At 35.2% G+C, this 22,470-nt stretch carries 20 protein-coding genes; 15 read left to right on the forward strand and 5 right to left on the reverse strand.

From position 1 onward, the window contains the following. Positions 1–118 precede the first annotated feature (118 nt). From J2W48_RS14160 to J2W48_RS14185, 6 genes are all read left to right on the forward strand, one after another. Complete coding sequence (locus J2W48_RS14160; protein ID WP_310282288.1) at positions 119–643, forward strand: NADPH-dependent FMN reductase; 525 nt, start codon at positions 119–121, stop codon at positions 641–643. 3 nt (positions 644–646) lie between these two features. Beyond that, positions 647–1,633, forward strand: coding sequence for a transglutaminase domain-containing protein (locus tag J2W48_RS14165; RefSeq protein WP_310282289.1), 987 nt, complete (start codon positions 647–649; stop codon positions 1,631–1,633). A 110-nt stretch (positions 1,634–1,743) separates the two neighbouring features. After that, positions 1,744–2,919 carry a nicotinate phosphoribosyltransferase gene (pncB, locus tag J2W48_RS14170; RefSeq protein WP_310282290.1) on the forward strand — a complete coding sequence of 392 codons (1,176 nt, stop codon included), beginning with the start codon at positions 1,744–1,746 and terminating at the stop codon, positions 2,917–2,919. Positions 2,920–3,080: 161 nt separating this feature from the next. Next, positions 3,081–4,949 carry a DNA topoisomerase IV subunit B gene (locus J2W48_RS14175; RefSeq protein WP_310282291.1) on the forward strand — a complete coding sequence of 623 codons (1,869 nt, stop codon included), beginning with the start codon at positions 3,081–3,083 and terminating at the stop codon, positions 4,947–4,949. Between the two features lie 3 nt (positions 4,950–4,952). After that, positions 4,953–5,075: a hypothetical protein gene (locus J2W48_RS14180; protein WP_310282292.1), complete on the forward strand. Its 123-nt coding sequence runs from the start codon at positions 4,953–4,955 to the stop codon at positions 5,073–5,075. A 21-nt stretch (positions 5,076–5,096) separates the two neighbouring features. Next, positions 5,097–7,820 carry a DNA gyrase/topoisomerase IV subunit A gene (locus tag J2W48_RS14185; protein WP_310282293.1) on the forward strand — a complete coding sequence of 908 codons (2,724 nt, stop codon included), beginning with the start codon at positions 5,097–5,099 and terminating at the stop codon, positions 7,818–7,820. Between the two features lie 133 nt (positions 7,821–7,953). Here the strand turns inward: J2W48_RS14185 and bcp are convergent, their stop codons facing one another. After that, positions 7,954–8,406 (reverse strand): thioredoxin-dependent thiol peroxidase, encoded by a 453-nt coding sequence (gene bcp, locus J2W48_RS14190; RefSeq protein ID WP_310282294.1) that lies wholly within the window; start codon positions 8,404–8,406, stop codon positions 7,954–7,956. Between the two features lie 438 nt (positions 8,407–8,844). On the opposite strand from bcp, the gene J2W48_RS14195 reads away from it, so the two are divergent. Beyond that, the gene (locus tag J2W48_RS14195; RefSeq protein ID WP_310282295.1) at positions 8,845–9,501 is read left to right on the forward strand and encodes an endonuclease III domain-containing protein; all 657 of its coding nucleotides are present in this window, start codon (positions 8,845–8,847) and stop codon (positions 9,499–9,501) included. Between the two features lie 231 nt (positions 9,502–9,732). On the opposite strand, the gene J2W48_RS14200 is transcribed toward J2W48_RS14195, so the two are convergent. Next, on the reverse strand, positions 9,733–10,380 hold the full coding sequence (locus J2W48_RS14200; protein WP_310282296.1) for a DUF5661 family protein: 648 nt from the start codon (positions 10,378–10,380) through the stop codon (positions 9,733–9,735). A 79-nt stretch (positions 10,381–10,459) separates the two neighbouring features. Then, a complete protein-coding gene (locus J2W48_RS14205; RefSeq protein ID WP_310282297.1) occupies positions 10,460–10,621 on the reverse strand; it encodes a DUF1328 domain-containing protein in 162 nt (53 codons plus the stop codon). Positions 10,622–10,800: 179 nt separating this feature from the next. On the opposite strand from J2W48_RS14205, the gene J2W48_RS14210 reads away from it, so the two are divergent. The 5 genes from J2W48_RS14210 to J2W48_RS14230 all read left to right on the forward strand — a co-directional run bounded on the left by J2W48_RS14210 (position 10,801) and on the right by J2W48_RS14230 (position 14,705). Then, a complete protein-coding gene (locus J2W48_RS14210) occupies positions 10,801–11,115 on the forward strand; it encodes a hypothetical protein (RefSeq protein WP_310282298.1) in 315 nt (104 codons plus the stop codon). Position 11,116: 1 nt separating this feature from the next. Then, on the forward strand, positions 11,117–11,680 hold the full coding sequence (locus tag J2W48_RS14215) for a 2'-5' RNA ligase family protein (RefSeq protein WP_310282299.1): 564 nt from the start codon (positions 11,117–11,119) through the stop codon (positions 11,678–11,680). Positions 11,681–12,058: 378 nt separating this feature from the next. Beyond that, complete coding sequence (locus J2W48_RS14220; protein ID WP_310282300.1) at positions 12,059–12,982, forward strand: helix-turn-helix domain-containing protein; 924 nt, start codon at positions 12,059–12,061, stop codon at positions 12,980–12,982. Between the two features lie 99 nt (positions 12,983–13,081). Further along, positions 13,082–13,846, forward strand: coding sequence for an SDR family oxidoreductase (locus tag J2W48_RS14225; RefSeq protein WP_310282301.1), 765 nt, complete (start codon positions 13,082–13,084; stop codon positions 13,844–13,846). Between the two features lie 127 nt (positions 13,847–13,973). Continuing rightward, the gene (locus J2W48_RS14230) at positions 13,974–14,705 is read left to right on the forward strand and encodes a DUF4386 domain-containing protein (RefSeq protein ID WP_310282302.1); all 732 of its coding nucleotides are present in this window, start codon (positions 13,974–13,976) and stop codon (positions 14,703–14,705) included. Positions 14,706–14,795: 90 nt separating this feature from the next. Here the strand turns inward: J2W48_RS14230 and J2W48_RS14235 are convergent, their stop codons facing one another. Both J2W48_RS14235 and J2W48_RS14240 read right to left on the reverse strand, forming a co-directional pair. Further along, on the reverse strand, positions 14,796–15,506 hold the full coding sequence (locus J2W48_RS14235; RefSeq protein WP_310282303.1) for a LytR/AlgR family response regulator transcription factor: 711 nt from the start codon (positions 15,504–15,506) through the stop codon (positions 14,796–14,798). Continuing rightward, positions 15,506–16,540, reverse strand: coding sequence for a sensor histidine kinase (locus J2W48_RS14240; protein WP_310282304.1), 1,035 nt, complete (start codon positions 16,538–16,540; stop codon positions 15,506–15,508). The genes J2W48_RS14235 and J2W48_RS14240 overlap by 1 nt, the downstream gene beginning before the upstream one ends. Positions 16,541–16,703: 163 nt before the next feature. Between J2W48_RS14240 and J2W48_RS14245 the strand changes: the two genes are divergently transcribed. The 3 genes from J2W48_RS14245 to J2W48_RS14255 are packed head-to-tail and all read left to right on the forward strand — an operon-like array spanning position 16,704 to position 22,453. Beyond that, on the forward strand, positions 16,704–18,089 hold the full coding sequence (locus tag J2W48_RS14245) for a TolC family protein (protein WP_310282305.1): 1,386 nt from the start codon (positions 16,704–16,706) through the stop codon (positions 18,087–18,089). A 10-nt stretch (positions 18,090–18,099) separates the two neighbouring features. Further along, positions 18,100–21,384, forward strand: coding sequence for an efflux RND transporter permease subunit (locus J2W48_RS14250; protein ID WP_310282306.1), 3,285 nt, complete (start codon positions 18,100–18,102; stop codon positions 21,382–21,384). Continuing rightward, entirely contained in the window at positions 21,374–22,453 is a 1,080-nt protein-coding gene (locus J2W48_RS14255; RefSeq protein ID WP_310282307.1) for an efflux RND transporter periplasmic adaptor subunit, read from the forward strand. The genes J2W48_RS14250 and J2W48_RS14255 overlap by 11 nt, the downstream gene beginning before the upstream one ends. The last annotated feature ends 17 nt before the right edge of the window (positions 22,454–22,470 follow it).

Genomic DNA, 22,470 nt, shown 5'->3' on the forward strand with positions numbered 1-22,470 from the left:
TTATCATTAAAAAAGGTTCTCGATACATTTTTTGTTCTGTTTCTCTGGACAAAAAACACTCGAACTGACGTTTTTAATAATTCACCCGACAAGTAGTTACTTTAAAAAAATAAAAAATATGAAAATCATAGCCTTTGCCGGTAGTAACAGCCAACAATCTATCAATAAACGTTTAGCCTCCTATGCCGCTAGTTTATTTGAAAATGCACAAGTTGAAGTTTTAGACCTTAACGATTTCGAAATGCCCCTATTTAGTGTAGACATTGAAAAAGAAATTGGCCAGCATGAAAAAGCAAAATCGTTTTTAAAAAAAATAGAAAATGCCGATATTTTGGTAGTTTCATTAGCAGAAAATAACGGAAATTATTCGGTTGCCTTTAAAAATGTATTCGATTGGTGTTCCAGAATAACTAAAGAAGTTTTCCATCAAAAACCAATGTTATTAATGGCAACTTCACCTGGACCCAGAGGTGGTGCTTTGGTTTTGGAAATAGCAAAAAATGCTTTTCCTAGATTTGGAACTGAAATAAAAGCTACTTTTTCGTTACCATCTTTCAATGCTAATTTCGATTTAGAAGAAAATAAAATCTCGAATATTGTGTTAGATAAAGAACTGAAAGACATAATCAAATCCAGTTTCTAATCAATGACATTAAAAAAAATTACTTACATTTTTGTTTTACTGAATGTAATTGTTCTAAATGCTGCTTTTGGGCAAAAGTATAATGCAGTTGATAATATTATTTTAAAATACCCAAAAAATTTTAATTCAACAGAAAAATTAGCAGAAAGAATTCAAAAAGATTTTGACTCTGATTATAACAAAGCAAGAGCTATTTACAGCTGGATTGCATTAAATATACAATACGATTATGCTCTTTTCCTGAAACCTACAAAGGTTCAGGGCTTCACCTATTCTACTGAAGCTGAAAAACAAAGAAAAATACAAGATCTGAATGATAAATTGACTCAAAAAACCTTCAAATCCAAAAAAGGGGTTTGTGAAGGTTTTACAGCTCTATATCAACATTTAGCTGGTCTGACAGGATTAAAATCAGAAATAATTGAAGGGGATTCAAAAATTGGATTAACAGATATCGGCCGAAAAAACACATCGTCAAATCATGCCTGGAATATTGTCCTAATTGATAAAAAATGGCGCCTGATTGATGTTACATGGGCACAAGGTTATTATGATTATAGCAAAGGCAGAATGGTAAACGATTTTACGCCAATTTATTTCGATACCGATCCTGATTATTTCTTCGCCAAACATTTTCCTGATTCTGGTTCTTATTTAGGTAATAAATTAAATAAAAGTGATTTTCTAAATGGTCCTTTAATTTACAATAAAACTATTGAGCAAGATTATAGAATCAAATCGCCGGAATCTGGAATTATTGTAGCCAATAATGGAGATAAAATCACTTTTGAAATAAAAAACGTTTCAAAATCGGATTTGGTTTTTTACCTGAATAAAAACAATCAGCCTGTTAAAGTTCAAAATCCAAAAGAAAAACGCAGTGGGTTAGAATTTCAAATTGCTCACGATAAAAACATTGGCGAGTATATTACAATTTTCGTAGATACAAATAGTATTGCTTCCTTTAAAATAATTTCAAAATCAAAATAATTACAGTTTCTTCCCATTTTTAAGTCTTATTAAATCTCCGTATATTAGCAATGTATTGGATATCATAACAATACTACTAATTGATCTTCTAAGAAACAATTCCAAAACAGATGGAAACAATTTTTCTAAAATCCATTTTAGATAATGATTTCTATAAATTTACGATGCAGCATGCCGTAATAAAGCTTTTTCCAAAGGCGAAGGTTCGTTATGCCTTTATCAATCGTGGAAAACATGCTTTTCCTTCCGGTTTTGCCAATTTGCTTCGTGAGTCTGTTGATGCCATGTCCAATTTGAAGTTAACAAAAGACGAAAAGCATTACCTGGCAAAACATTGCCCTTATCTTGACCCGACTTATTTAGATTTTCTTCAAGGCTATAGTTACGATCCTTCTGAAGTTCAAATTATTCAGGAAGGTCCTGAAATAAAAGTTATCATTGAGGGATTCTGGTATCGCACAATTTTGTGGGAAGTACCGCTTATGTCTTTGCTGTCCGAACTTTTTTATAAATCTAATCATTTAATACGTTTAAATGATGATGCCATAAAAAGCCACACAAAATCTAAAATTGAGAACTATAATAACCTCGGAGTTTCTGTTTTGGAATTCGGTACAAGACGCCGTCATTCTTACGATGTACATAATTTAGTAAATGAGACATTACGAACCTTTGGGAAAGAGAGTTTCATCGGAACCAGTAATGTCCATTTTGCAATGCTCAATAATAAGCGCCCCCTTGGTACTCATGCACACGAATGGTTTATGTTTCATGCGGCACAATACGGTTTTAAAATGGCTAATTTAATCAGTTTAGAACACTGGACACAAGTTTACGGAGGAGATCTGGGAATTGCCCTGACAGACACTTATACTACAGACATATTTTTTAGTCAATTTGATAAAAAATACTCTAAACTTTTTGATGGTGTACGGCATGATAGTGGTGACCCCGTTAATTTTGCCCAAAAAGTAATTACACATTATAACAAAATGGGAATTGATCCAAAATCAAAGGTGATTGTTTTTTCCGATTCTTTGAATTTTGATAAGGTGAAAATCATTGCCGATTTTTGTAAAGATAAAATCAAAATGTCTTTTGGCATAGGAACCAATTTTACCAATGATGTTGGTTTGCCATCTATGAACATGGTTATAAAATTAACCGAAACTAAACCTGAACACACCTATTGGCAAGGGGTGGTAAAACTTTCTGACGAAAAAAACAAGAATACGGGAACGCCCGAAATGATCGCTTTGTCGAAACAAGTTCTGGGAATCAAATAGTCTTTTTTTGTTTGATAGCGGATTTTTTATATTTTTAACGGCCGTATTTTTTTAAAATCAAATTAAATAGGTTTAAACCTGTTTTTTATTGATAACTTTAAAAAAATACGCTTTCATTTTTTATTGAGAAATGGTACATTAGCCAAAAATCCAAGTCATTTATGCCAGAGCAAAATCAATATACCGAAGATAATATCCGATCACTCGATTGGAAAGAACATATCCGTATGCGTCCGGGGATGTATATTGGAAAATTAGGTGATGGATCTTCGCCGGATGATGGTATTTATATTCTTCTAAAAGAAGTATTGGACAACTGTATCGATGAGTTTGTAATGGGATCCGGAAAAACTATTGAAGTAACCATCAAGGACAAAACGGTTTCGGTTCGTGATTACGGACGCGGAATTCCGTTAGGAAAAGTCGTTGATGTAGTTTCAAAAATGAATACAGGGGGAAAGTACGATTCTAAAGCTTTCCAGAAATCGGTTGGTTTGAATGGTGTCGGAACAAAAGCGGTTAATGCTTTGTCGAATTATTTTCGTGTAGAATCGGTTCGTGACGATAAACAAAAGGGGGCTGAATTTTCTGCAGGAAATCTGGTTTTAGAAGAAGATATAATTGAAACAACAAAGCGAAAAGGAACAAAAGTAACTTTTACGCCGGATGAATCTATCTTTAAAAATTACAAATTCCGTATGGAATACGTCATTAAAATGGTTAAGAATTATTGTTACCTAAACAATGGTTTAACGATTATTTTCAATGGCGAAAAATACATTTCAGAGAATGGTCTTCGCGATTTATTAGAAGAAACCATTAGTGAAGATGACTTAGAATATCCCATTATCCATTTGAAGGATCATGATATTGAAATCGCTTTAACACACAGTAAAACACAATACAGCGAAGAATATCACTCTTTTGTCAACGGTCAGAATACCACACAAGGCGGAACACACTTAGCGGCTTACAGAGAAGCGATTGTAAAAACTATTCGTGAATTTTACAACAAGAATTTCGAAGCATCAGATGTTCGAAAATCCATCGTGAGTGCCATTAGTATTAAGGTAATGGAGCCTGTTTTTGAATCTCAGACGAAAACCAAATTGGGTTCAACAGATATGGGGTCTGATGACGGAACGCCGGCAGTATCTGTTCGTACTTTTGTAAATGACTTTGTGAAAAACAAACTGGATAATTATTTACATAAAAATACGCCAACGGCAGAAGCTTTATTACGGAAAATTCTACAGGCGGAACGCGAAAGAAAAGAGTTATCAGGAATTAGAAAACTGGCTACAGATCGTGCCAAGAAAGCCAATCTTCACAATAAAAAATTAAGAGACTGCCGAGCACATCTTCCGGATACAAAAAATCCACGAAATTTAGAAAGCACTCTTTTTATTACCGAGGGGGATTCGGCTTCCGGATCGATTACAAAGTCCCGTGATGTAAATACACAGGCAGTTTTCAGTTTACGTGGTAAGCCTTTGAATTCGTACGGAATGAGTAAAAAAATTGTGTATGAAAATGAAGAATTCAATTTATTGCAAGCCGCTTTAGATATCGAAGACGGATTGGAAAAACTGCGTTACAACAACATCGTAATCGCAACCGACGCCGATGTCGACGGAATGCATATTCGTTTGTTACTGATTACTTTTTTCCTGCAATTTTTCCCGGAATTAATTAAAGAAGGACATTTGTATATTTTACAGACACCACTTTTCAGGGTTCGAAATAAAAAAGAAACTATCTATTGTTATTCTGAAGAAGAAAGAAGAGAGGCTATCGAAAAATTAAAACCAAAACCGGAAATCACCCGATTTAAAGGTTTAGGAGAAATTTCACCGGATGAGTTTAAAAATTTTATTGGAGAAACAATTCGACTTGACCCGATTATGATGGATAAAAACACTTCGATTGAACAATTATTGTCTTTCTATATGGGAAAAAATACACCGGACAGACAAGAGTTTATTATCAAGAATTTGAAAGTGGAATTGGATGCTGTTGAAGAAATATAAAAAATGGACAAGAAAAAATTGATGTATGCCGCAGTTGTATTTATTGTAAGTTTTGCTTTGACTTATACGCTCATTAAAAAATATAAAAAGCAGCAAAACAAGGAAACAATTGAAAAGATTAAATAAATAATATCGGAATCAAAATAAATGAAAGACGAAGAAGACGATAACATAATTCCAGACAACGACGAAAATAATTCAGATGAAAATCCGCTTGACGAAAATCAGGAAGGAGATGATTCAGAAGAAATTATCGACGTAGATGCAAAACATTTTGAAGGACAGCATTTTTACGAAAATCAGGAAGAAGAAGGCGAAGACGTTATCACGAAAGTAACGGGAATGTACAAGGACTGGTTTCTGGATTATGCTTCCTATGTAATTCTGGAGCGTGCAGTTCCGGCTATCGAAGATGGTTTTAAACCCGTTCAGCGTCGTATCATGCACTCTTTAAAAGAGCTGGATGACGGCCGTTATAATAAGGTTGCCAATGTTGTTGGTCACACGATGCAGTATCACCCACACGGAGATGCCAGTATTGGAGATGCAATGGTACAAATTGGTCAGAAGGATTTATTGATCGACTGCCAGGGAAACTGGGGAAATATCTTAACCGGTGACGGTGCTGCAGCTTCGCGATACATTGAGGCACGTTTATCTAAATTTGCTCTGGAGGTTTTGTATTCTCCAAAAATCACCGATTGGGGCGTTTCGTATGATGGTCGTCGTGCAGAACCCAACAACCTTCCGGTAAAGTTTCCGTTGCTTTTGGCACAAGGAGCTGAGGGAATTGCAGTTGGACTTTCAACAAAAGTTCTTCCTCATAACTTCAATGAATTAATCGATGCTTCTATTAAAATTTTAAAAGGAAAAGCCTTTACACTATATCCTGATTTTATGACGCAGGGTATTGCCGATGTATCGAATTATAATGACGGACTTCGTGGCGGACGCGTACGTGTACGTGCAAAAATTGCGCAATTAGACAAAAACACATTGGTGATTACGCAGATTCCGTTTTCTACTAATACAACAACTTTGATTGACAGTATTTTGAAAGCCAACGATAAAGGTAAAATCAAAATCAAGAAAATTGAAGACAATACAGCCGCCGATGTTGAGATTTTAATTCATCTTTTCCCGGGCGTTTCCCCGGACAAAACCATTGATGCATTATTTGCTTTTACAGCCTGCGAAACATCTGTTGCTCCTTTAGGTTGTGTTATTGAAGATAACAAACCGTTGTTTATTGGTGTTTCTGAAATGTTGAAAATTTCAACGCACAGAACCGTTGATTTGCTTAAACAGGAATTAGAAATTCAATTAGAAGAATTAAAAAACAAATGGCATTTTTCTACTTTAGAGAAAATCTTCATTCGTGAAGAAATGTATATTGATTTCAAATTATATTCGGACAGAGAAGCGCTTTACAAATATATGTATGATCGGTTTGCGCCTTTCAAAAAATCATTTGTCAGAGAAATTAATGATGATGATTTACAGCGACTGACTCAGATTCCGATGATTCGTATTACCCGTTTTGACTCTGATAAAGCAGATGATTTTATTGCTAAGCTGGAAGACGAAATGAAGGAAGTTGAGCATAACTTAGCAAATTTGACAGATTTTGCAATTGCTTATTTCACCAAATTAAAAGAGAAATACGGAAAAGGCCGTGAACGCCAGACAGAACTTCGCGTTTTTGATAATGTCGAAGCTACAAAAGTAGTTTTAAGAAATACAAAACTATATGTAAACCGGGAAGAAGGTTTTGTTGGTACCAGCCTCAAAAAAGACGAATATGTTACTGATTGTTCTGATATTGATGATGTAATTGTATTTCTAAGAGATGGTAAAATGATGATTACCAAAGTAGATGCCAAAACTTTCATTGGTAAAGACATTATTCATATTGCTATTTTTGATAAGAGTGATAAGCGTACGATTTACAATATGATTTATCGTGACGGAAAATCAGGGCCATCGTATATCAAGCGTTTCAATGTTACCGGTATAACGCGAGATAAAGCGTATGATTTGACGAATGAAAAAGCAGGTTCTCAGGTCGTTTATTTTTCGCATAATCCAAACGGGGAGGCCGAAGTTATTACCATTTTATTACGTCAGATTGGAACTATCAAAAAACTGAAATTTGACATTGATTTTGCCAATTTAGCTATTAAAGGACGTGCTTCAAAAGGAAATCTGGTTACAAAATATCCAATCAAGAAAATCGAATTAAAAGAGAAAGGAATTTCGACCTTATTACCAAGAAAAGTTTGGTTTGATGATACGGTGAAACGTTTAAATGTAGATGCCAGAGGTGAATTACTGGGCGAGTTTAAACCAAGTGATAAAATCTTAATCATTAATCAAAGTGGTAAATTGAAGGTAATTATTCCGGAATTGTCTACTCATTTTGATGAAGATATGATTGTTCTGGAAAAATGGAACCCTAAGAAACCTATTTCAGCTATTTATTTTGATGGAGAAAAAGAACGTTATTATGTAAAACGATTCCTGATTGAAAGCGAAAATAAAGAAGAAAGTTTTATTACTGAACATCCCAATTCACAACTTGAAATTGTATCAACAGATTATCGCCCGGTCGCACAATTGGTTTTTGCAAAAGTAAAAGGAGTTCAAAAAGAAGACCTACATATTGATATAGAAGACTTTATTGCTATAAAAGGCTTCAAAGCGTTAGGAAATCAACTGACAACAGATAAATTAAAACAAGTGAATTTGCTGGAACCTTTACCTTACGAAGAACCGATCGAGGAAATTCCCGAAAAAACAGAATCACCAGAAGATGAAGCTGTTGAAACTGAATTGGACGATGACGGGCAAATTGGTTTGGTTTTAGAATAAGACCTTTTAAAAACACATAAGTGAGCTATTTAAAAAAAATACGAATTACCCAAAAAGATTAAATTAATCTTTTTAACACAAAATGCCCTTTTTGAAAGGGCATTTTTACTTAATAACATTTTAGAATACTGCATTATTTCAAAATTTGTGCTGCGTGTTCCTTTGTTTTAACCTGGGAAATAACCTCATCAATTATTCCATTTTCATCTATTACAAAAGTTGTTCTGTGAATTCCGTCGTATTCTTTTCCCATGAATTTCTTTGGTCCCCAAACACCAAATGCGTTAATGACTGATTTATCTTCATCAGCCAGTAGTGGAAAAGGAAATTCGTATTTGTCTTTGAATTTTAACTGTGCTTTTGCACTATCTGCGCTTACACCTAAAAGCTCATAATTATTAGCTTTGAAACGTTCAAAATTATCCCTTAAATCACAGGCCTCTGCAGTACAGCCAGGCGTACTGGCTTTTGGATAAAAGAAAACCACTAATTTTTTTCCGGCATAATCTGCCAGTTTATGTGTTTTTCCGTCTTGATCTGTTCCCGAGAAATTGGGAGCTTTATCCCCTTTTTGTAGTGTTGTCATATTTTTTATTTTTTATTTTTTATTTTAGAATATGGGTTTTAGATTTTGGAAATATTAAAAAATGCTTAAAAATGCTGTAAAAATTCAACCAAAAAGAGTTTGCAAAGTTTATATTTTATTGTCTATAGAAAACGCAAAGTCCGCAAAGCTTAATGCTGAAAACTGCAACGGAGACTGAAAACTCGCATCTTACAACCCAAATGCCCCAGATAATCTCACTTAATATTTATTTTAATCAGTGTTGGATGAACATAAATGTTTGCAGTGAAAACCCCGGAGTTGTAGCAGTCTGTATTTTTTGCATTGGTCAAGCGACCGGCGGAAGAAGCTCTTGCGAATGCTTAAAAATCCTACTGCCATAATGAGGAGTTGCAACGGAAAACCGGATTAGGCACATCATTAAAATTATACTATTTTTGCAGCATTAAAAATACGGAAATGAATAAAGAAGCCCGCGTTGCATTTGTTATAAATACGTTAAAAGAACTCTACCCTACTATACCTATACCACTTGATCACCAAGACCCATATACTTTATTAATAGCTGTTTTACTTTCGGCACAGTGTACGGACGTTCGTGTGAACCAGATTACACCGTTGCTTTTTGCAAAAGCTGATAATCCTTATGATATGATTAAAATGTCAGTAGAAGAAATCAAGGAAATTATTCGGCCATGTGGGTTATCACCGATGAAATCGAAAGGAATTCATGGTTTATCGCACATTCTGATTGACAAACATGATGGAAAAGTTCCGCAGAGTTTTGAGGCTCTTGAAGCTTTACCAGCTGTTGGGCATAAAACCGCTAGTGTTGTTATGTCGCAAGCATTTGGAGTTCCTGCATTTCCTGTTGACACCCATATTCATAGATTGATGTACAGATGGAACCTCTCTAACGGAAAAAATGTGGTTCAGACAGAAAAAGATGCGAAAAGGCTGTTTCCGAAGGAATTATGGAATGATTTGCACTTGCAGATTATTTGGTACGGACGTGAATATTCGCCCGCAAGAGGCTGGAGTCTGGAGAAAGATATTATTACAAGGACGATTGGAAAAAAATTGTTGATAGAAGAAGCTGTTAAAAATAAAATTTAAAAAAACCTAAACCACTTATAGGCTTTCAGCCCATAGATTTGTTTGGCAGGCTGAAAATCTGCAAGATTGTAACACTATTTATTAGCCACAAATTACACGAATTAGCACTTAATTTGTGTAATTTGTGGCTAATAATTTTTTAGAAGCTAAAGCAAATGCACTAAAGTATATAGTTGTAATCTATATCTGAGACCAATAAAACCGTTAAATTAAACGGTTTTTATTTTTTTTCTAGTCCCCTATTTTTTCTAATGGTGGAAAATCATCCATTTTATCCAAACGCTCAGCAAGCCCTTCTTTTGCTTCTTTTAACTCCTCATTTGCTTTTATTAATTCCTCATACAATTCTTCTTTTCCTGAAGTTGAAAGCTCAATTTTACGCATAATTTCATAGATTTCCCCTTCCGCTTCCATGATTTTTAATCTTTTATAATAAGTGAGGGTTTCGGTCATGTGGGACAATGCAATCATAGCTGTTAAAAACGGATGATTATTGGTCACATTTACATCCTTAATTTTTCCATGCTCCAATTCGACTTTTAAGGCAAAAGCAAACTCCTCCATGTTAAACTCTTCATATTTGCTTTCCGGATTTAAATAAGCCTTAATAACTTCCACATTATTCATTGTCGAAAGATCGACTTCTGTATTGGTTTTTTCGTTCAAATCCCTAAAAACAACATTTGCGATAGCCCTGGCTTCAGCAACAGTAGGTTCGTTTTCAGGATTTTCAAAATCACGTACTGACCAGTCCCAATTATCAGGATGTATTGGTTTAATATATTTTTCACAAAAATCTGTCACATCTTCTTTTAAACTTACAAATTCATCATTCCTTCTAATATATGTATCCTGATATGTACCGCTCTTAGTTCCCATAATCCATATTGATTTAAAATATTAAACGACACATCTACCTGGATATATGTGTCGTTTAGTTCGTTTACTTTTATGTTTTCTAAATTTTTCTTCTTCCGCTAATAAGGGATAATATGAATAATATTATAAATATAAAGAATAAAATTTTAGCTATACTTGCTGCTCCGGAGGCAATACCTCCGAAACCGAAAATCCCGGCCACAATGGCAAGAATTATGAAAATGACTGTCCAACGTAACATAATTTTGTTATTTTAGTTGATTAATTGATTTTGTTTGCTAATCAAATTTCCTACATTTATAAGCAATTAATTAACTCAAAACATTATTTTTTTATCTCAATCGAATAGTAATTATCTTAATCTGGATTAAGCTGCATCTGTATTTTATAAACTATTTTTGTATTGTAAATATCACTTTCATGAAAAAATACGAATTTTTATTATTGGGTAAAAATCAGCCGATACTTGAAATTTTACTCCGACTAGTGAATGCTAAAGAAAATTGGAATGCTGTTGCTTTTAATGATGAAAAACTGGCTCAGGATTACTTTCTGGAAAACAAGCTGGATTTTGTTTTGTTGAGTTCCGGAATTGAAAATACTGTGGAAAAAGAATTTACTGCATTTTGTTTAGAAGCACAGCCAGATACAGAAGTTATAGAACATTTTGGTGGTGGAAGCGGATTGCTCCAATCTGAAATATACGATCGTTTGCATAAAAAAGGAAAGCTTTAAAATGGAAAAAAAATATTCAGTTGCCATTTATCCTTCGCAGGATGTTATTGATTCTGTCAAAATAATGAAGGATTTTTTAAAAAGCAAAATAGATTGGTATAACAGCTGCAATTCTGTGGCGCATATTACGATTTGTGAATTCACGATTGATGAATCACAAATTGACAAGTTCAAACAAAAGCTTTATAAAATCTGTGATACTTTTACGCCATTTCAGGTTTATTTAGACCATTTTGGATCTTATGAAAACAGTGGTGCTTTCTTTATTGCCCCTGATGAAGATTCCAAAATCAATTTAAAGCCTGTTCTAAAAAAAACACAACAGTCTTTGAAACCTTTAAATCTTAAAAAAAGTGACGATCCACATTTGTCTATTGGTCGAAAATTAACCCCTGAAAACCTTAAAATAGCATCGCAGCTATTTACAACAATTGCTATTAGTTTTTCCTGTAAAGAAATTGTTTTAAGGGAACTTGATCCTACTAAAAAGCAGTTTTTTATAATTGGTACTTTTTCGTTTAATGGAAATGCCCAGCCGGAGTTTGTTCAGGGAAGTTTGTTTTAACAGCAGTCTTTTTTATCAGGCTCATTTTTTCAAAAATATTTATATTTATTTTTAGCATAAACCCAAGGCCGCAAAGTTTTTTATCATTTTATCACTATTAAGTATATCATCTTCGCCTTTTGGGAGAAATCTCACTCGTAACTCGACAAAGATTGGCGATTGTCTTTACGGAGTTTCCAGTAATTTCTCCTTTCGTTGAAAATGAGAAAAAAATGATAAATAAAAATCTGCATAAATCTGCGTACAAAAAACGCAAACACCTGAAACGTGAAACCTGAGCTGCGGATGAAAGCCAAATTAGTGACCCTGAAACTTAGAAACCCCGAATCCTGAAACTCTGATTTGATTTTGTATATTTGAATTTTACAATTCATACTTATGAAATCATTAGACTCCTTTTATCAGGATATTACCGAAGGTTCATCAATAGAGCCGGGTTCTTTATTACCCAATGGCATTAAAAAAGAAATTGGCCATTTTAATGTATTCGATATTAAAGAACTTTTAAAAAAAATGAAAGACAAACCTGCAATGCCTTATGACCGAAGAGCCTACTACAAAATAAGTTTGATTAAAGGTAAAAACAGAGCCGAATATGCTGATAAAATTATAGAAATTGAAAAGCAGGGGCTTTTATTTGCTACGCCAAAAATCCCGTACAATTATATTCCTCAAAACACTAATCAATCTGGGCAGTTTTGTGTTTTTACCAGTGATTTTTTATCCAAAAACAAGAGTGGAATTGATTTGGACGGGCTTCCTATTTTTGCTTCTGACGGTTATCCGATTTTTCAGCTTACTGATGATGAAGTTATTGAAGTGGAGTTGATTTTCAACAAAATACAAAAAGAAATCAACTCAGATTATATTTATAAATATGATTTGATTCGGAACTTTGTATCGGAACTTATTCACTTTGGGCAAAAACTACAGCCTGTCACGGCATTATATTCCAAACATAATTCGGCTGCCAGAGTCTCTTCTTTATTTGCAGAATTATTAGAAAGACAATTCCCTATTAACTCGCCAAATCAGCGATTAGAACTCAGAACGGCCAAAGATTTCGCTGAAAGATTATCAGTTCATGTCAATCATTTAAACAAAGTTTTAAAAGAAAATACCGGAAAAACAACAACCGAATTAATCTCCTGCAGATTAACAAATGAAGCTAAAATCCTTTTAAAACAAACCGACTGGAATATCTCTGAGATTGCCTATTCTTTAGGTTTTGAAGAATTGGCGCATTTTTCCAATTTCTTTAAAAAACAAACCTCCTTTACCCCATTGGCTTTCCGGAATTAATTTTGGATTTGAATTTCGCAAACTTCGGTTTGATATTTACAATTCTCCCAAACTGCCCTACTCCTATCTTTGTCTTATCAATTTAAAACAAAATTTAAGATGGAAGTAAATACAAAAATCGCCCTGGTAACAGGCGGAAGCAGAGGTTTGGGGAAAAATATGGCAATTGCGATTGCAAAAAAAGGAATTGACGTGATCATTACCTACAACAGTAAAAAAGACGAGGCTGATAATATCGTACAAGAAATTGAAGCTTTAGGTCAGAAAGCTGCATCTATCCAATTGAATGTAGCGGATTCCAGTACGTTTGATTCTTTTTTTGAAGGAGTTTCATCGGCTTTAAAAAATACATTTAAAACTGATAAATTTGATTTTCTGGTTAACAACGCCGGCATCGGAATTCATAATTCGTTCATCGGAACAACTGAAGAAGAGTTTGACCAATTGACTAATATTCATCTTAAAGGTCCTTTTTTCTTAACTCAAAAAGCATTGAATATAATGAATGATGGCGGAGGAATCATTAATATCTCTACAGGTTTGGCAAGATTTTCATTTCCCGGATATTCAGCCTATGCTTCTATGAAAGGCGCTATTGAAACACTTACAAAATATCAGGCAAAAGAATTAGGAGAAAGAAAAATCAAAGCCAATGTAGTGGCTCCCGGTGCAATCGAAACTGATTTTGGTGGTGGTGTTGTTCGTGATAATGAGCAATTAAATAAAAACATAGCTTCATTGACTGCTTTGGGAAGAGTTGGTTTACCTGATGATATAGGCGGAGTAGTTGCTTTTTTATGTACTGAGGATGCACGCTGGGTAAATGCACAGCGTATTGAAGTTTCAGGCGGAATAAATTTATAATCTTTCCTTTTATAAATTGAACCCGGCAGATTTTTAAGTCTGTCGGGTTTATTGTTTTTAAAATTTTAAAATTCAGGTAACAATTTGCCGTTTTAGACGTCTTAACAAAATAGCTAAACCAACCTACATGAAACTTAACCTTAAGAATTTTGAAACTTCACCACAGCTCTATGCCAGAATAGCCGGGCTACTGTATTTGATTATTATAATTGCAGGTTTCTTTGCTGAAACTTTTGTCCGGAATAAATTAGTTGTTTCCGGAGATGCAACAGCTACAGCAAATAATATTATTCATTCGGATTTTTTATGGAAAATTGGTATTACCGCCGATTTGATTATGCAGGTTTGTGATCTTCCGGTAATGGTCATACTTTATTTCCTGCTTAGACCTGTTAACAAAAAACTTGCCCTGCTTAACTTGTCTTTTAATTTGATACAAACTGCCGTTTTAGTTGCCAACAAATTAAACTTGTTAGCTGCTTTATTTTTTCTGGGAGATGCTGAATATTTAAAATCCTTTAGTCCGGATCAACTGCATACATTATCCTATCTTTCCATCAAACTGCATAACTTTGGGTTTGGTGCCGGATTAATCTTTTTTGGGTTTGTATGCCTAATCGAAGGTTATTTACTTTACAAATCAGGTTATTTTCCAAAAGTATTTGGAGTTCTGATGTCAATCGCCGGATTATGTTATTTGGCAAATAGTTTCACATTGATTCTGGCTCCACAACTTTCCAGTATCCTATTATTAATGCCCCGCGTTATTGCAGAATTAGCACTTAGTCTATGGCTGATTTTTAAGGGTGTAAATCTCACCGTCTGGAAACAAAAGTTTGCCGTTTCAAATCGTAAATAAAACCAGAATCAAAAAAGCCTGCAGGAAATGAATCTTAGCAGGCTTCTTTTTTGAAATAAATTGAATTAGTAAGCACTTATTTCTGAACTCTTATACATTATTTTTATTCTTCAGATGGTCAGTCAGTTCTCTTCTGTAAGTAATTCCAATAGGAAGTTTTTCTTTTTTTATCAGCACAAAATCTTTATCGCTCTCTTCAATTTTATCCAAAGCAACGATATACGATTTATGAATACGCATAAAGTTTTTTTCAGGCAGGCATTTTTCCAATTCAATTGTGGTAACAGAGGCCAGATAGGTTCTTTTTATGGTATGCAGTTTCACATAATTACCAAAACTCTGTGCATACAAAAGCTGATTTAATTCTATATCAATCAAATACCCATCAATTTTTAGGCTTATAGTATCCGGAATAACTTCTTCGGGTTCCGGTTTTATGATTTCGGTGGAGAAAAAACGTTCAATTGCCTTTAAAAACCTGGGGAAATAAATAGGTTTTAGTAAATAATCTATCACACCATAATCATAACTTTCCAATGCAAATTCTGAATAAGCGGTTGTTAGAATCGTTTTTGGATGTGTTGGGATAATTTTCAATAGCTCCATTCCTGATATTTCCGGCATATTGATATCCAAAAACATCAGATCAACTTTATTTTCACGCAGATAATCCATTGCTTCAATACCATTATAGCCTTGAAAAACAAGTTCTAACTGCGGATTTTGTTTGATGTAATTCGCCAAAACATAATGTGCTGCCGGCTCATCATCCACAATAATACATTTTTTAGATTCTTTCATTACACGAACTTTTTCAGTTGCAGTTTCAAATCTACTATATAGGTATTCTTATCATCTTTGATATCCAATTTATATTCTTTACCGTAAATCAGATTCAAACGTTCTATGGTATTTTTTAAGCCAATTTTTGTCGAAACAACATCGGTTTTCTTCGGAATAGAATTGACGACGTGCAAATGCAACAAACCATTTTCTACCGTAATAAAAATACGAACGTAACATTTTTCTATAGCGCAAGTTCCGTGTTTGAAAGCATTTTCGATAAAAGCAATCAATAGCATTGGCGACACTTTATAGGCGTTTTCATTGTCAATTTTACAATCATACGTAATATCACATCGATAACCAACCCTCTCTTTTTCGAGTTGCACATAACTGTTTATAAATTCCAGTTCCTCTTCTAATGAAACGCATTGTTTCCTGTTGCTTTCCAATTGATAACGCATTAACTTTGATACTTTCATAATCAAATCAGGCGTTCTTTCCGGAAATTCTAAACTGATTCCGTAAAGTGTATTAAACGTATTGAATAAAAAATGAGGATTCAATTGCCCTTTCAGTGAATTCAACTGCATTTGGCTGAACAACAAAGTCTCGTCTGTTTGTTTTTTATGGATCCGATAGAATTTGAAAACAATTATCGGACTCAAAATACAAACCAATGTCCCCAAAACGCTCGCCAATTGATAGACATAACTCCGTTGATGCGAGTTTTGATACAAATAACATTTCGCAAACAGATCTAAAGTCGTAATTTGATATAAAGCAATCGAAAATAGCAATACTGCAATAAGCGTCAAAAAAATATAGGTTAATGGTCTTTGCTGTTTAAACAATATTGGCAATAGAAAGAAACGATTGAACTGAGCATGCAAATACAATATAAAGTAGAAAAAAACACCCATCAAAATGGAAATAAAAGAACTAAATAACATCCAGTCATTTTTCAGGGTGTAGATCGTAAATGAAAAGGCAACAACAGCAATTTCCTGCCACCATTTGTTATCCAATATGTTGTCCCTTTTTTTATTCATTTTACTACTTAAATAGTGTACAAATTAACCACAATTTTTTAATTTTCATTCCCAATAAATGACAAATTCAATTGGTCATTTATCATTGCAGTACATCATTTAAGAAAGCTTATATCGACTCAGGAGCAATAATTTTGGTACATAATTTCATACTTTGAGTTTTATGTATTTTAAAAAAATTACTTTATTATTCTTCCTGATTTTTGCCCGCTTTGGTTTTTCACAAACCCTGTCTTTAAAAGAAGCTGTAAAAACAGGATTGGAAAACTATGGTTTCATCAAAGCAAAAAACAGCTACAATAATGCTTCGCGGGAGACTCTCAAACAATCCAAACGCGATTATTTACCTAATCTTAATTTGTCAGCACAGCAGGATTATGGAACTGTCAACGGGCAAAATGGCCCACTTTACGGTTTTGGAGGCCTTGGGGTTGCTTCATCTGGATTGCCGCTTCCGGAACAAAACTGGAATTCAGCTTTTGGGGCATTGTATTTAATCAATATGAACTGGGATTTTTTTACTTTCGGAAAAATCCAGAAGAAAATTAATCTGGCAAAAATTGATGTGCAAAGCCGTGAAAATGATTTGAAACAGGAACAATTTCAACAGCAAATCAAAATTTCTGCTGCTTATCTTAATTTATTGGCAAGCCAAAGATTACTGATTTCACAACAAAAAAATTTAAGCCGTGCCGAGGTTTTTAAAAGAACTGCCGTTGTTCGTGTAAAAAATGGATTATTAGCCGGAGTCGATTCTACACTGGCTACTGCCGAAGTTTCTAAGGCAAAAATTGCATTGAACCTGGCGAAGAATTTCGTCAAAGAACAAAACAACAAATTAGTTGATTTGATGGGCGTTGCACCTCAGGATTTTATGACTGACACGCTGTTTGTAAATGACATTCCGAAAGCACTTTTACTGGCTGAAAAAACTACTGACAGTTTGCATCCCCTGCTTCAATTTTATAAAACAAAAATTGAGTACAGCAATCAGCAAGTCACATTGTATAAGCGTTTTTATTATCCAACGATGACTGCTTTTGGTGTTTTGCAAACCAGGGCGTCTGGATTTGATTCATCGTATGCGACAGATCAGACTGCTTTTACCAGAAATTACCGGGATGGCGTAAATCCGGACCGATCTAATTATTTGGTTGGAATTGGAATCAGCTGGAATCTGACAACTCCGTTTAGAATGAGCAAACAAGTAAGCGCTCAGAAATTTGTTTCGCAAGCTTTGCGGGAAGAATATAATCAGGCGGACAGGGAATTGAAATCGCAACTGAATTTTGCCGAAGATAAAATCAAAATCACTTTGGAGAATTTTGCCGAAGCGCCCATTCAGGTTGATGCAGCAGAAAGAGCGTATCTCCAGAAATCGACTTTATACAAAAACGGCTTAACCGACCTGACAGATTTGACCCAAACGATTTACACGTTGAACCGCGCCGAAATCGATCGTGATATTGTCAACAATAATGTATGGCAGTCTTTTTTGCTGAAAGCGGCAGCAACGGGCAATTTTGACTTATTTATAAATGAATTTTAATTAAAACCAGATGAATTTAATACGTTTTGCACTTCGCAAACCCATCTCCATATTGGTATTGGTGGCAGGTTTATTTTTCTTCGGAATTGGCGCTATCAAGGACATCAAGGTTGATATTCTTCCGAAAATGAATTTGCCGGTAATCTATATTGCGCATCCTTTTGGAGGGTATACCCCTGATCAGATGGAGGCTTATTTTGCCAAGAATTATGTCAATATCCTGCCTTTTGCCAATGGCGTAAAATCGGTAGAAACCAAGAATATCCAGGGGTTAATGATTATGAAATTAACCTACTATGAAAACACGAATATGGCTCAGGCAGCTGCCGAATTGAGTGCTTTGTCCAATAGAATTCAGGCCGTTTTTCCTCCGGGAACACAACCGCCGTTTATCATTCGTTTTGATGCTTCGTCATTGCCAATCGGACAATTGGTTTTAAGCAGTAAAATACGTTCTAACAATGAATTACAGGATTTAGCGAATGTTTATGTTCGTGCCTCGTTTACTTCTATTCCCGGTTTATTATCACCGGCTCCTTTTGGCGGAAGCCCAAGAACGGTAGAGATTAACGTAGATCCTGATTTATTGCGTTCGCACAATATGACACCCGATCAAATTGTGGAAGCGATTCGTGTGAACAACCAAACCGCTCCTTCCGGAAATGTTCGAATTGGCGATAAAAATTACATTACGCCAACCAATAATACGATTAAGGATATTAAGGATTTCGAGAAGATTCCGTTATTTAAAGGAAGTGTTCAAAACCTGACTTTAGGCGATGTAGCGAGTGTAAAAGACGGTGCCGATATTACGCAAGGCTATGCTTTGGTTAATGGAAAACGCTCGGTTTATATCAGTATAGCCAAAGCGGGAGATGCTTCGACCTGGGATGTTGTTCAGAAATTAAAATCGGAATTGCCTAAAATTCAGAGTACACTTCCTGAAGACGTACAATTATCTTATGAATTTGACCAGTCGGTTTATGTTATCAATTCGGTTAAAAGTTTGATTACCGAAGGAATTATTGGAGCAGTTCTGACAGGATTAATGGTTTTACTTTTCCTTGGGGACAGACGTGCCGCTTTAATTGTAATTTTAACGATTCCGATTTCGATTATTTCGGGCGTTTTATTCCTGAAATTATTCGGGCAAACCATCAACTTAATGTCGTTGAGCGGACTGGCTTTGGCGATTGGAATTTTAGTAGATGAAAGTACGGTAACTATCGAAAATATTCATCAGCATCTTGATATGGGAAAACCCAAGGCACTCGCCATTTGGGATGCCTGTCAGGAAATTGCTTTGCCTAAATTATTGATCCTGCTTTGTATTTTGGCGGTTTTTGCACCCGCTTTTACCATGGTTGGAATTCCGGGGGCTTTGTTTTTACCATTGGCATTAGCCATTGGATTCTCGATGGTAATTTCATTTTTACTTTCTCAGACTTTTGTACCTGTAATGGCGAACTGGCTGATGAAAGAGCATCCAAAACACGAACACACACTAAATATTACAGATGATGAAGCAGAATTTAATGCCTGCGGATTAACTCCTGAATCGGAAAAAGATTTAATCCGCCAGAAAAAAGTAATGGTGGAACGAGAAGATTTTAATAATGATGGAAAAATAAGTCATTTTGAAAAATTCCGAATCCGATTTATGAAAACCCTCGATCGTTTATTTCCATACAAAAAAGCAGCTGGTTTAACTTATCTGATTGGAATTACACTTTTGGCTGTGCTATTTCTTACTTTCATTGGAAAAGATGTTTTCCCTAAAGTAAATTCAACTCAGTTTCAATTGCGAATGCGCGCTCCCGACGGGACACGTTTGGAACGTACCGAAGAAGAAGCTATACTGATATTAAAAGAATTGAAGAAAATGGTAGGTAATGAACACATCGGAATATCCTCTGTTTATGTAGGCCAGCACCCTTCTTTGTTCTCCATTAACCCAATTTATTTGTTTATGGCGGGATCGCACGAAGCGGTTTTTCAGGTAAGCCTGAAAGAGTATCACGTAGATATGGATGACTTTAAAGATGATTTTAGGGCCAGAATCAAAAAAATCCTTCCTGATGTAAAAGTTACTTTTGAACCGATTGAATTGACGGATAAAGTATTGAGTCAGGGCTCTCCTACTCCTGTTGAAATTCGAATTGCAGGAAAAGACAAAAAACGAAATGAAACTTACGCTAATCAAATTGTCGGGAAACTAAAGAAAATAGATTATTTCAGGGATGTGCAAATTGGGCAGCCAATTCATTATCCGGCTATGAATATTGATATTGACCGAACCCGTGCTGCCGAATTGGGTGTGGATATGAATGATATTTCACGTTCGTTAATTGCCTCTACCTCATCTTCAAGGTACACCGAAAAAAATACATGGATTGATGAAAAAACGGGGTTATCAGTTTCGGTGCAGGTGCAGGTTCCTTTGAATCAAATGAAAAGCAAAACGGATATGGGAGAAATTCCGGTATTGAAAAATTCGTTGCGTCCTGTTTTGAGTGACGTAGCTAAAATTACACCCGGTTTTGTTAGCGGTGAAAATGACAATTTAGGAGCGATGCCTTATATTACGGTTACTGCAAACATTCACCAAACCGATTTGGGTACGGCGACAGAAGACGTTTCTAAAACAATAAGTTCATTGGGCAAGTTACCACGCGGACTATTCGTTGAACCTATTGGAATGAGTAAAGTATTAAGCGAAACATTAAGCAGTTTACAAGTTGGGTTATTGGTCGCCATCTTTGTAATCTTCTTAATGTTGGCCGCTAATTTTCAGTCGTTCAAAGTTTCTTTGGTCATTTTAACAACGGTTCCTGCGGTAGTTTTAGGAGCGTTATTAATGCTTACTATTACCGGTTCAACGCTAAATTTACAATCGTATATGGGAATTATTATGTCGGTTGGGGTTTCGATTGCCAATGCCGTTTTATTAATAACCAATGCTGAGCAATTGCGAAAAATAAATGGTAATGCCTTGGAATCAGCACGTGAAGCTGCAGCTTTAAGGCTTCGTCCCATTATTATGACTTCTGTGGCGATGATTGCTGGAATGTTACCCATGGCGATTGGTCATGGCGAAGGCGGTGATCAGGTTTCACCATTAGGAAGAGCCGTTATTGGCGGGTTATTATTTTCGACCTTTGCCGTATTGCTGATCTTACCATTGATTTTTGCCTGGGCACAGGAACATACCACCACACAATCTGTTTCTTTAGATCCTGAAGACGAAGAAAGTATCCATTATATTTCATCATTAAATCCGAAAAATGCAAAATAAAATTATACAATCGACCACGCTGTTTTTTGCAGCACTATTTTTCCTTAACAGTTGTAATTCTAAAAAAGAAGAAACTGTTACAACCGAAATTGAACCTAAAACAGAAACGTTTCTTTTGCAAAAAGAAAAACTGACAACTGAATTACGTTTGCCTGCCGAATTAACCGGTTTTCAGCAAGTAGATTTATATGCAAAAGTGAGCAGTTTCGTAAAAATATTAAAAGTAGATATTGGTTCGAAAGTCACTAAAGGACAGCTTTTGATCGTTTTAGAAGCACCGGAAATCAGTTCACAGCTGGCTGCTGCCGAATCAAGATTAAGATCGATGGAAGCGATTCATGCCACTAGCAAAAGCACCTACAACCGTTTGTACGAAACGAGCAAGGTCGAAGGAACGATTTCTAAAAACGATCTCGAAATGGCAAGCGGAAAGAAAAATTCGGATTACGCACAATATCAGGCAGCAGTTGCAGCACATAAAGAAGTGTCGATCATGAAAGGTTATCTAGAAATCCGTGCTCCTTTTGATGGTGTTGTGGCATCCAGAAACGTGAATTTAGGAACCTTTGTGGGTCCTGCTTCAAGTTCGCCATTGTTGACGATTCAGCAGCAAAACAAATTGCGTTTGGCGGTTTCCGTTCCCGAATTGTATACGGGATATTTACATAATGGAGATGAAATGAGTTTTAACGTAAAATCATTGCCGGAAACTTTTAAAGCAACCATCACGAGAATGTCCGGGGCATTGGATTTGAAACTGCGCTCTGAGCGTGTAGAAATGGACGTACACAACACAAAAGGAGATTTATTACCCGGAATGGTAGCCGAAGTTTTACTGCCGCTTAACGCAAAAGACAGCACGTTTGTAATTCCGAAATCGGCATTGGTGAATTCTGCCGAAGGGACTTTTGTAATTAAGGTAGTCAATCATAAAGCAACAAGAATCGATGTCAAAAAAGGAAGGGAAATTGACGATAAAATTGAAATATTCGGTGATTTGAACCGCAAAGACATACTGGTAAAAATCGCCAGCGAAGAAATTAAGGAAGGTGATATTATAAAGGAATAACCTGTACTCATTTAATT

This window comes from Flavobacterium piscis, from assembly GCF_031457575.1.
Taxonomy (GTDB): domain Bacteria; phylum Bacteroidota; class Bacteroidia; order Flavobacteriales; family Flavobacteriaceae; genus Flavobacterium; species Flavobacterium piscis_A.

Bases quoted from the DNA above. Each gene is read 5' to 3' on its own strand.
- J2W48_RS14210 (WP_310282298.1), top strand. From the start codon at position 10,801: ATGAAAAAATACGAATTTTTATTATTGGGTAAAAATCAGCCGATACTT.
- J2W48_RS14220 (WP_310282300.1), top strand. From the start codon at position 12,059: ATGAAATCATTAGACTCCTTTTATCAGGATATTACCGAAGGTTCATCA.
- J2W48_RS14235 (WP_310282303.1), bottom strand. From the start codon at position 15,506: ATGAAAGAATCTAAAAAATGTATTATTGTGGATGATGAGCCGGCAGCA.
- J2W48_RS14240 (WP_310282304.1), bottom strand. From the start codon at position 16,540: ATGAATAAAAAAAGGGACAACATATTGGATAACAAATGGTGGCAGGAA.
- J2W48_RS14200 (WP_310282296.1), bottom strand. From the start codon at position 10,380: ATGGGAACTAAGAGCGGTACATATCAGGATACATATATTAGAAGGAAT.
- J2W48_RS14225 (WP_310282301.1), top strand. From the start codon at position 13,082: ATGGAAGTAAATACAAAAATCGCCCTGGTAACAGGCGGAAGCAGAGGT.
- J2W48_RS14180 (WP_310282292.1), top strand. From the start codon at position 4,953: ATGGACAAGAAAAAATTGATGTATGCCGCAGTTGTATTTATTGTAAGT.
- J2W48_RS14250 (WP_310282306.1), top strand. From the start codon at position 18,100: ATGAATTTAATACGTTTTGCACTTCGCAAACCCATCTCCATATTGGTA.
- J2W48_RS14160 (WP_310282288.1), top strand. From the start codon at position 119: ATGAAAATCATAGCCTTTGCCGGTAGTAACAGCCAACAATCTATCAAT.
- J2W48_RS14245 (WP_310282305.1), top strand. From the start codon at position 16,704: ATGTATTTTAAAAAAATTACTTTATTATTCTTCCTGATTTTTGCCCGC.
- J2W48_RS14255 (WP_310282307.1), top strand. From the start codon at position 21,374: ATGCAAAATAAAATTATACAATCGACCACGCTGTTTTTTGCAGCACTA.
- bcp (WP_310282294.1), bottom strand. From the start codon at position 8,406: ATGACAACACTACAAAAAGGGGATAAAGCTCCCAATTTCTCGGGAACA.
- J2W48_RS14215 (WP_310282299.1), top strand. From the start codon at position 11,117: ATGGAAAAAAAATATTCAGTTGCCATTTATCCTTCGCAGGATGTTATT.
- J2W48_RS14185 (WP_310282293.1), top strand. From the start codon at position 5,097: ATGAAAGACGAAGAAGACGATAACATAATTCCAGACAACGACGAAAAT.
- J2W48_RS14175 (WP_310282291.1), top strand. From the start codon at position 3,081: ATGCCAGAGCAAAATCAATATACCGAAGATAATATCCGATCACTCGAT.
- J2W48_RS14195 (WP_310282295.1), top strand. From the start codon at position 8,845: ATGAATAAAGAAGCCCGCGTTGCATTTGTTATAAATACGTTAAAAGAA.
- J2W48_RS14230 (WP_310282302.1), top strand. From the start codon at position 13,974: ATGAAACTTAACCTTAAGAATTTTGAAACTTCACCACAGCTCTATGCC.
- pncB (WP_310282290.1), top strand. From the start codon at position 1,744: ATGGAAACAATTTTTCTAAAATCCATTTTAGATAATGATTTCTATAAA.
- J2W48_RS14165 (WP_310282289.1), top strand. From the start codon at position 647: ATGACATTAAAAAAAATTACTTACATTTTTGTTTTACTGAATGTAATT.
- J2W48_RS14205 (WP_310282297.1), bottom strand. From the start codon at position 10,621: ATGTTACGTTGGACAGTCATTTTCATAATTCTTGCCATTGTGGCCGGG.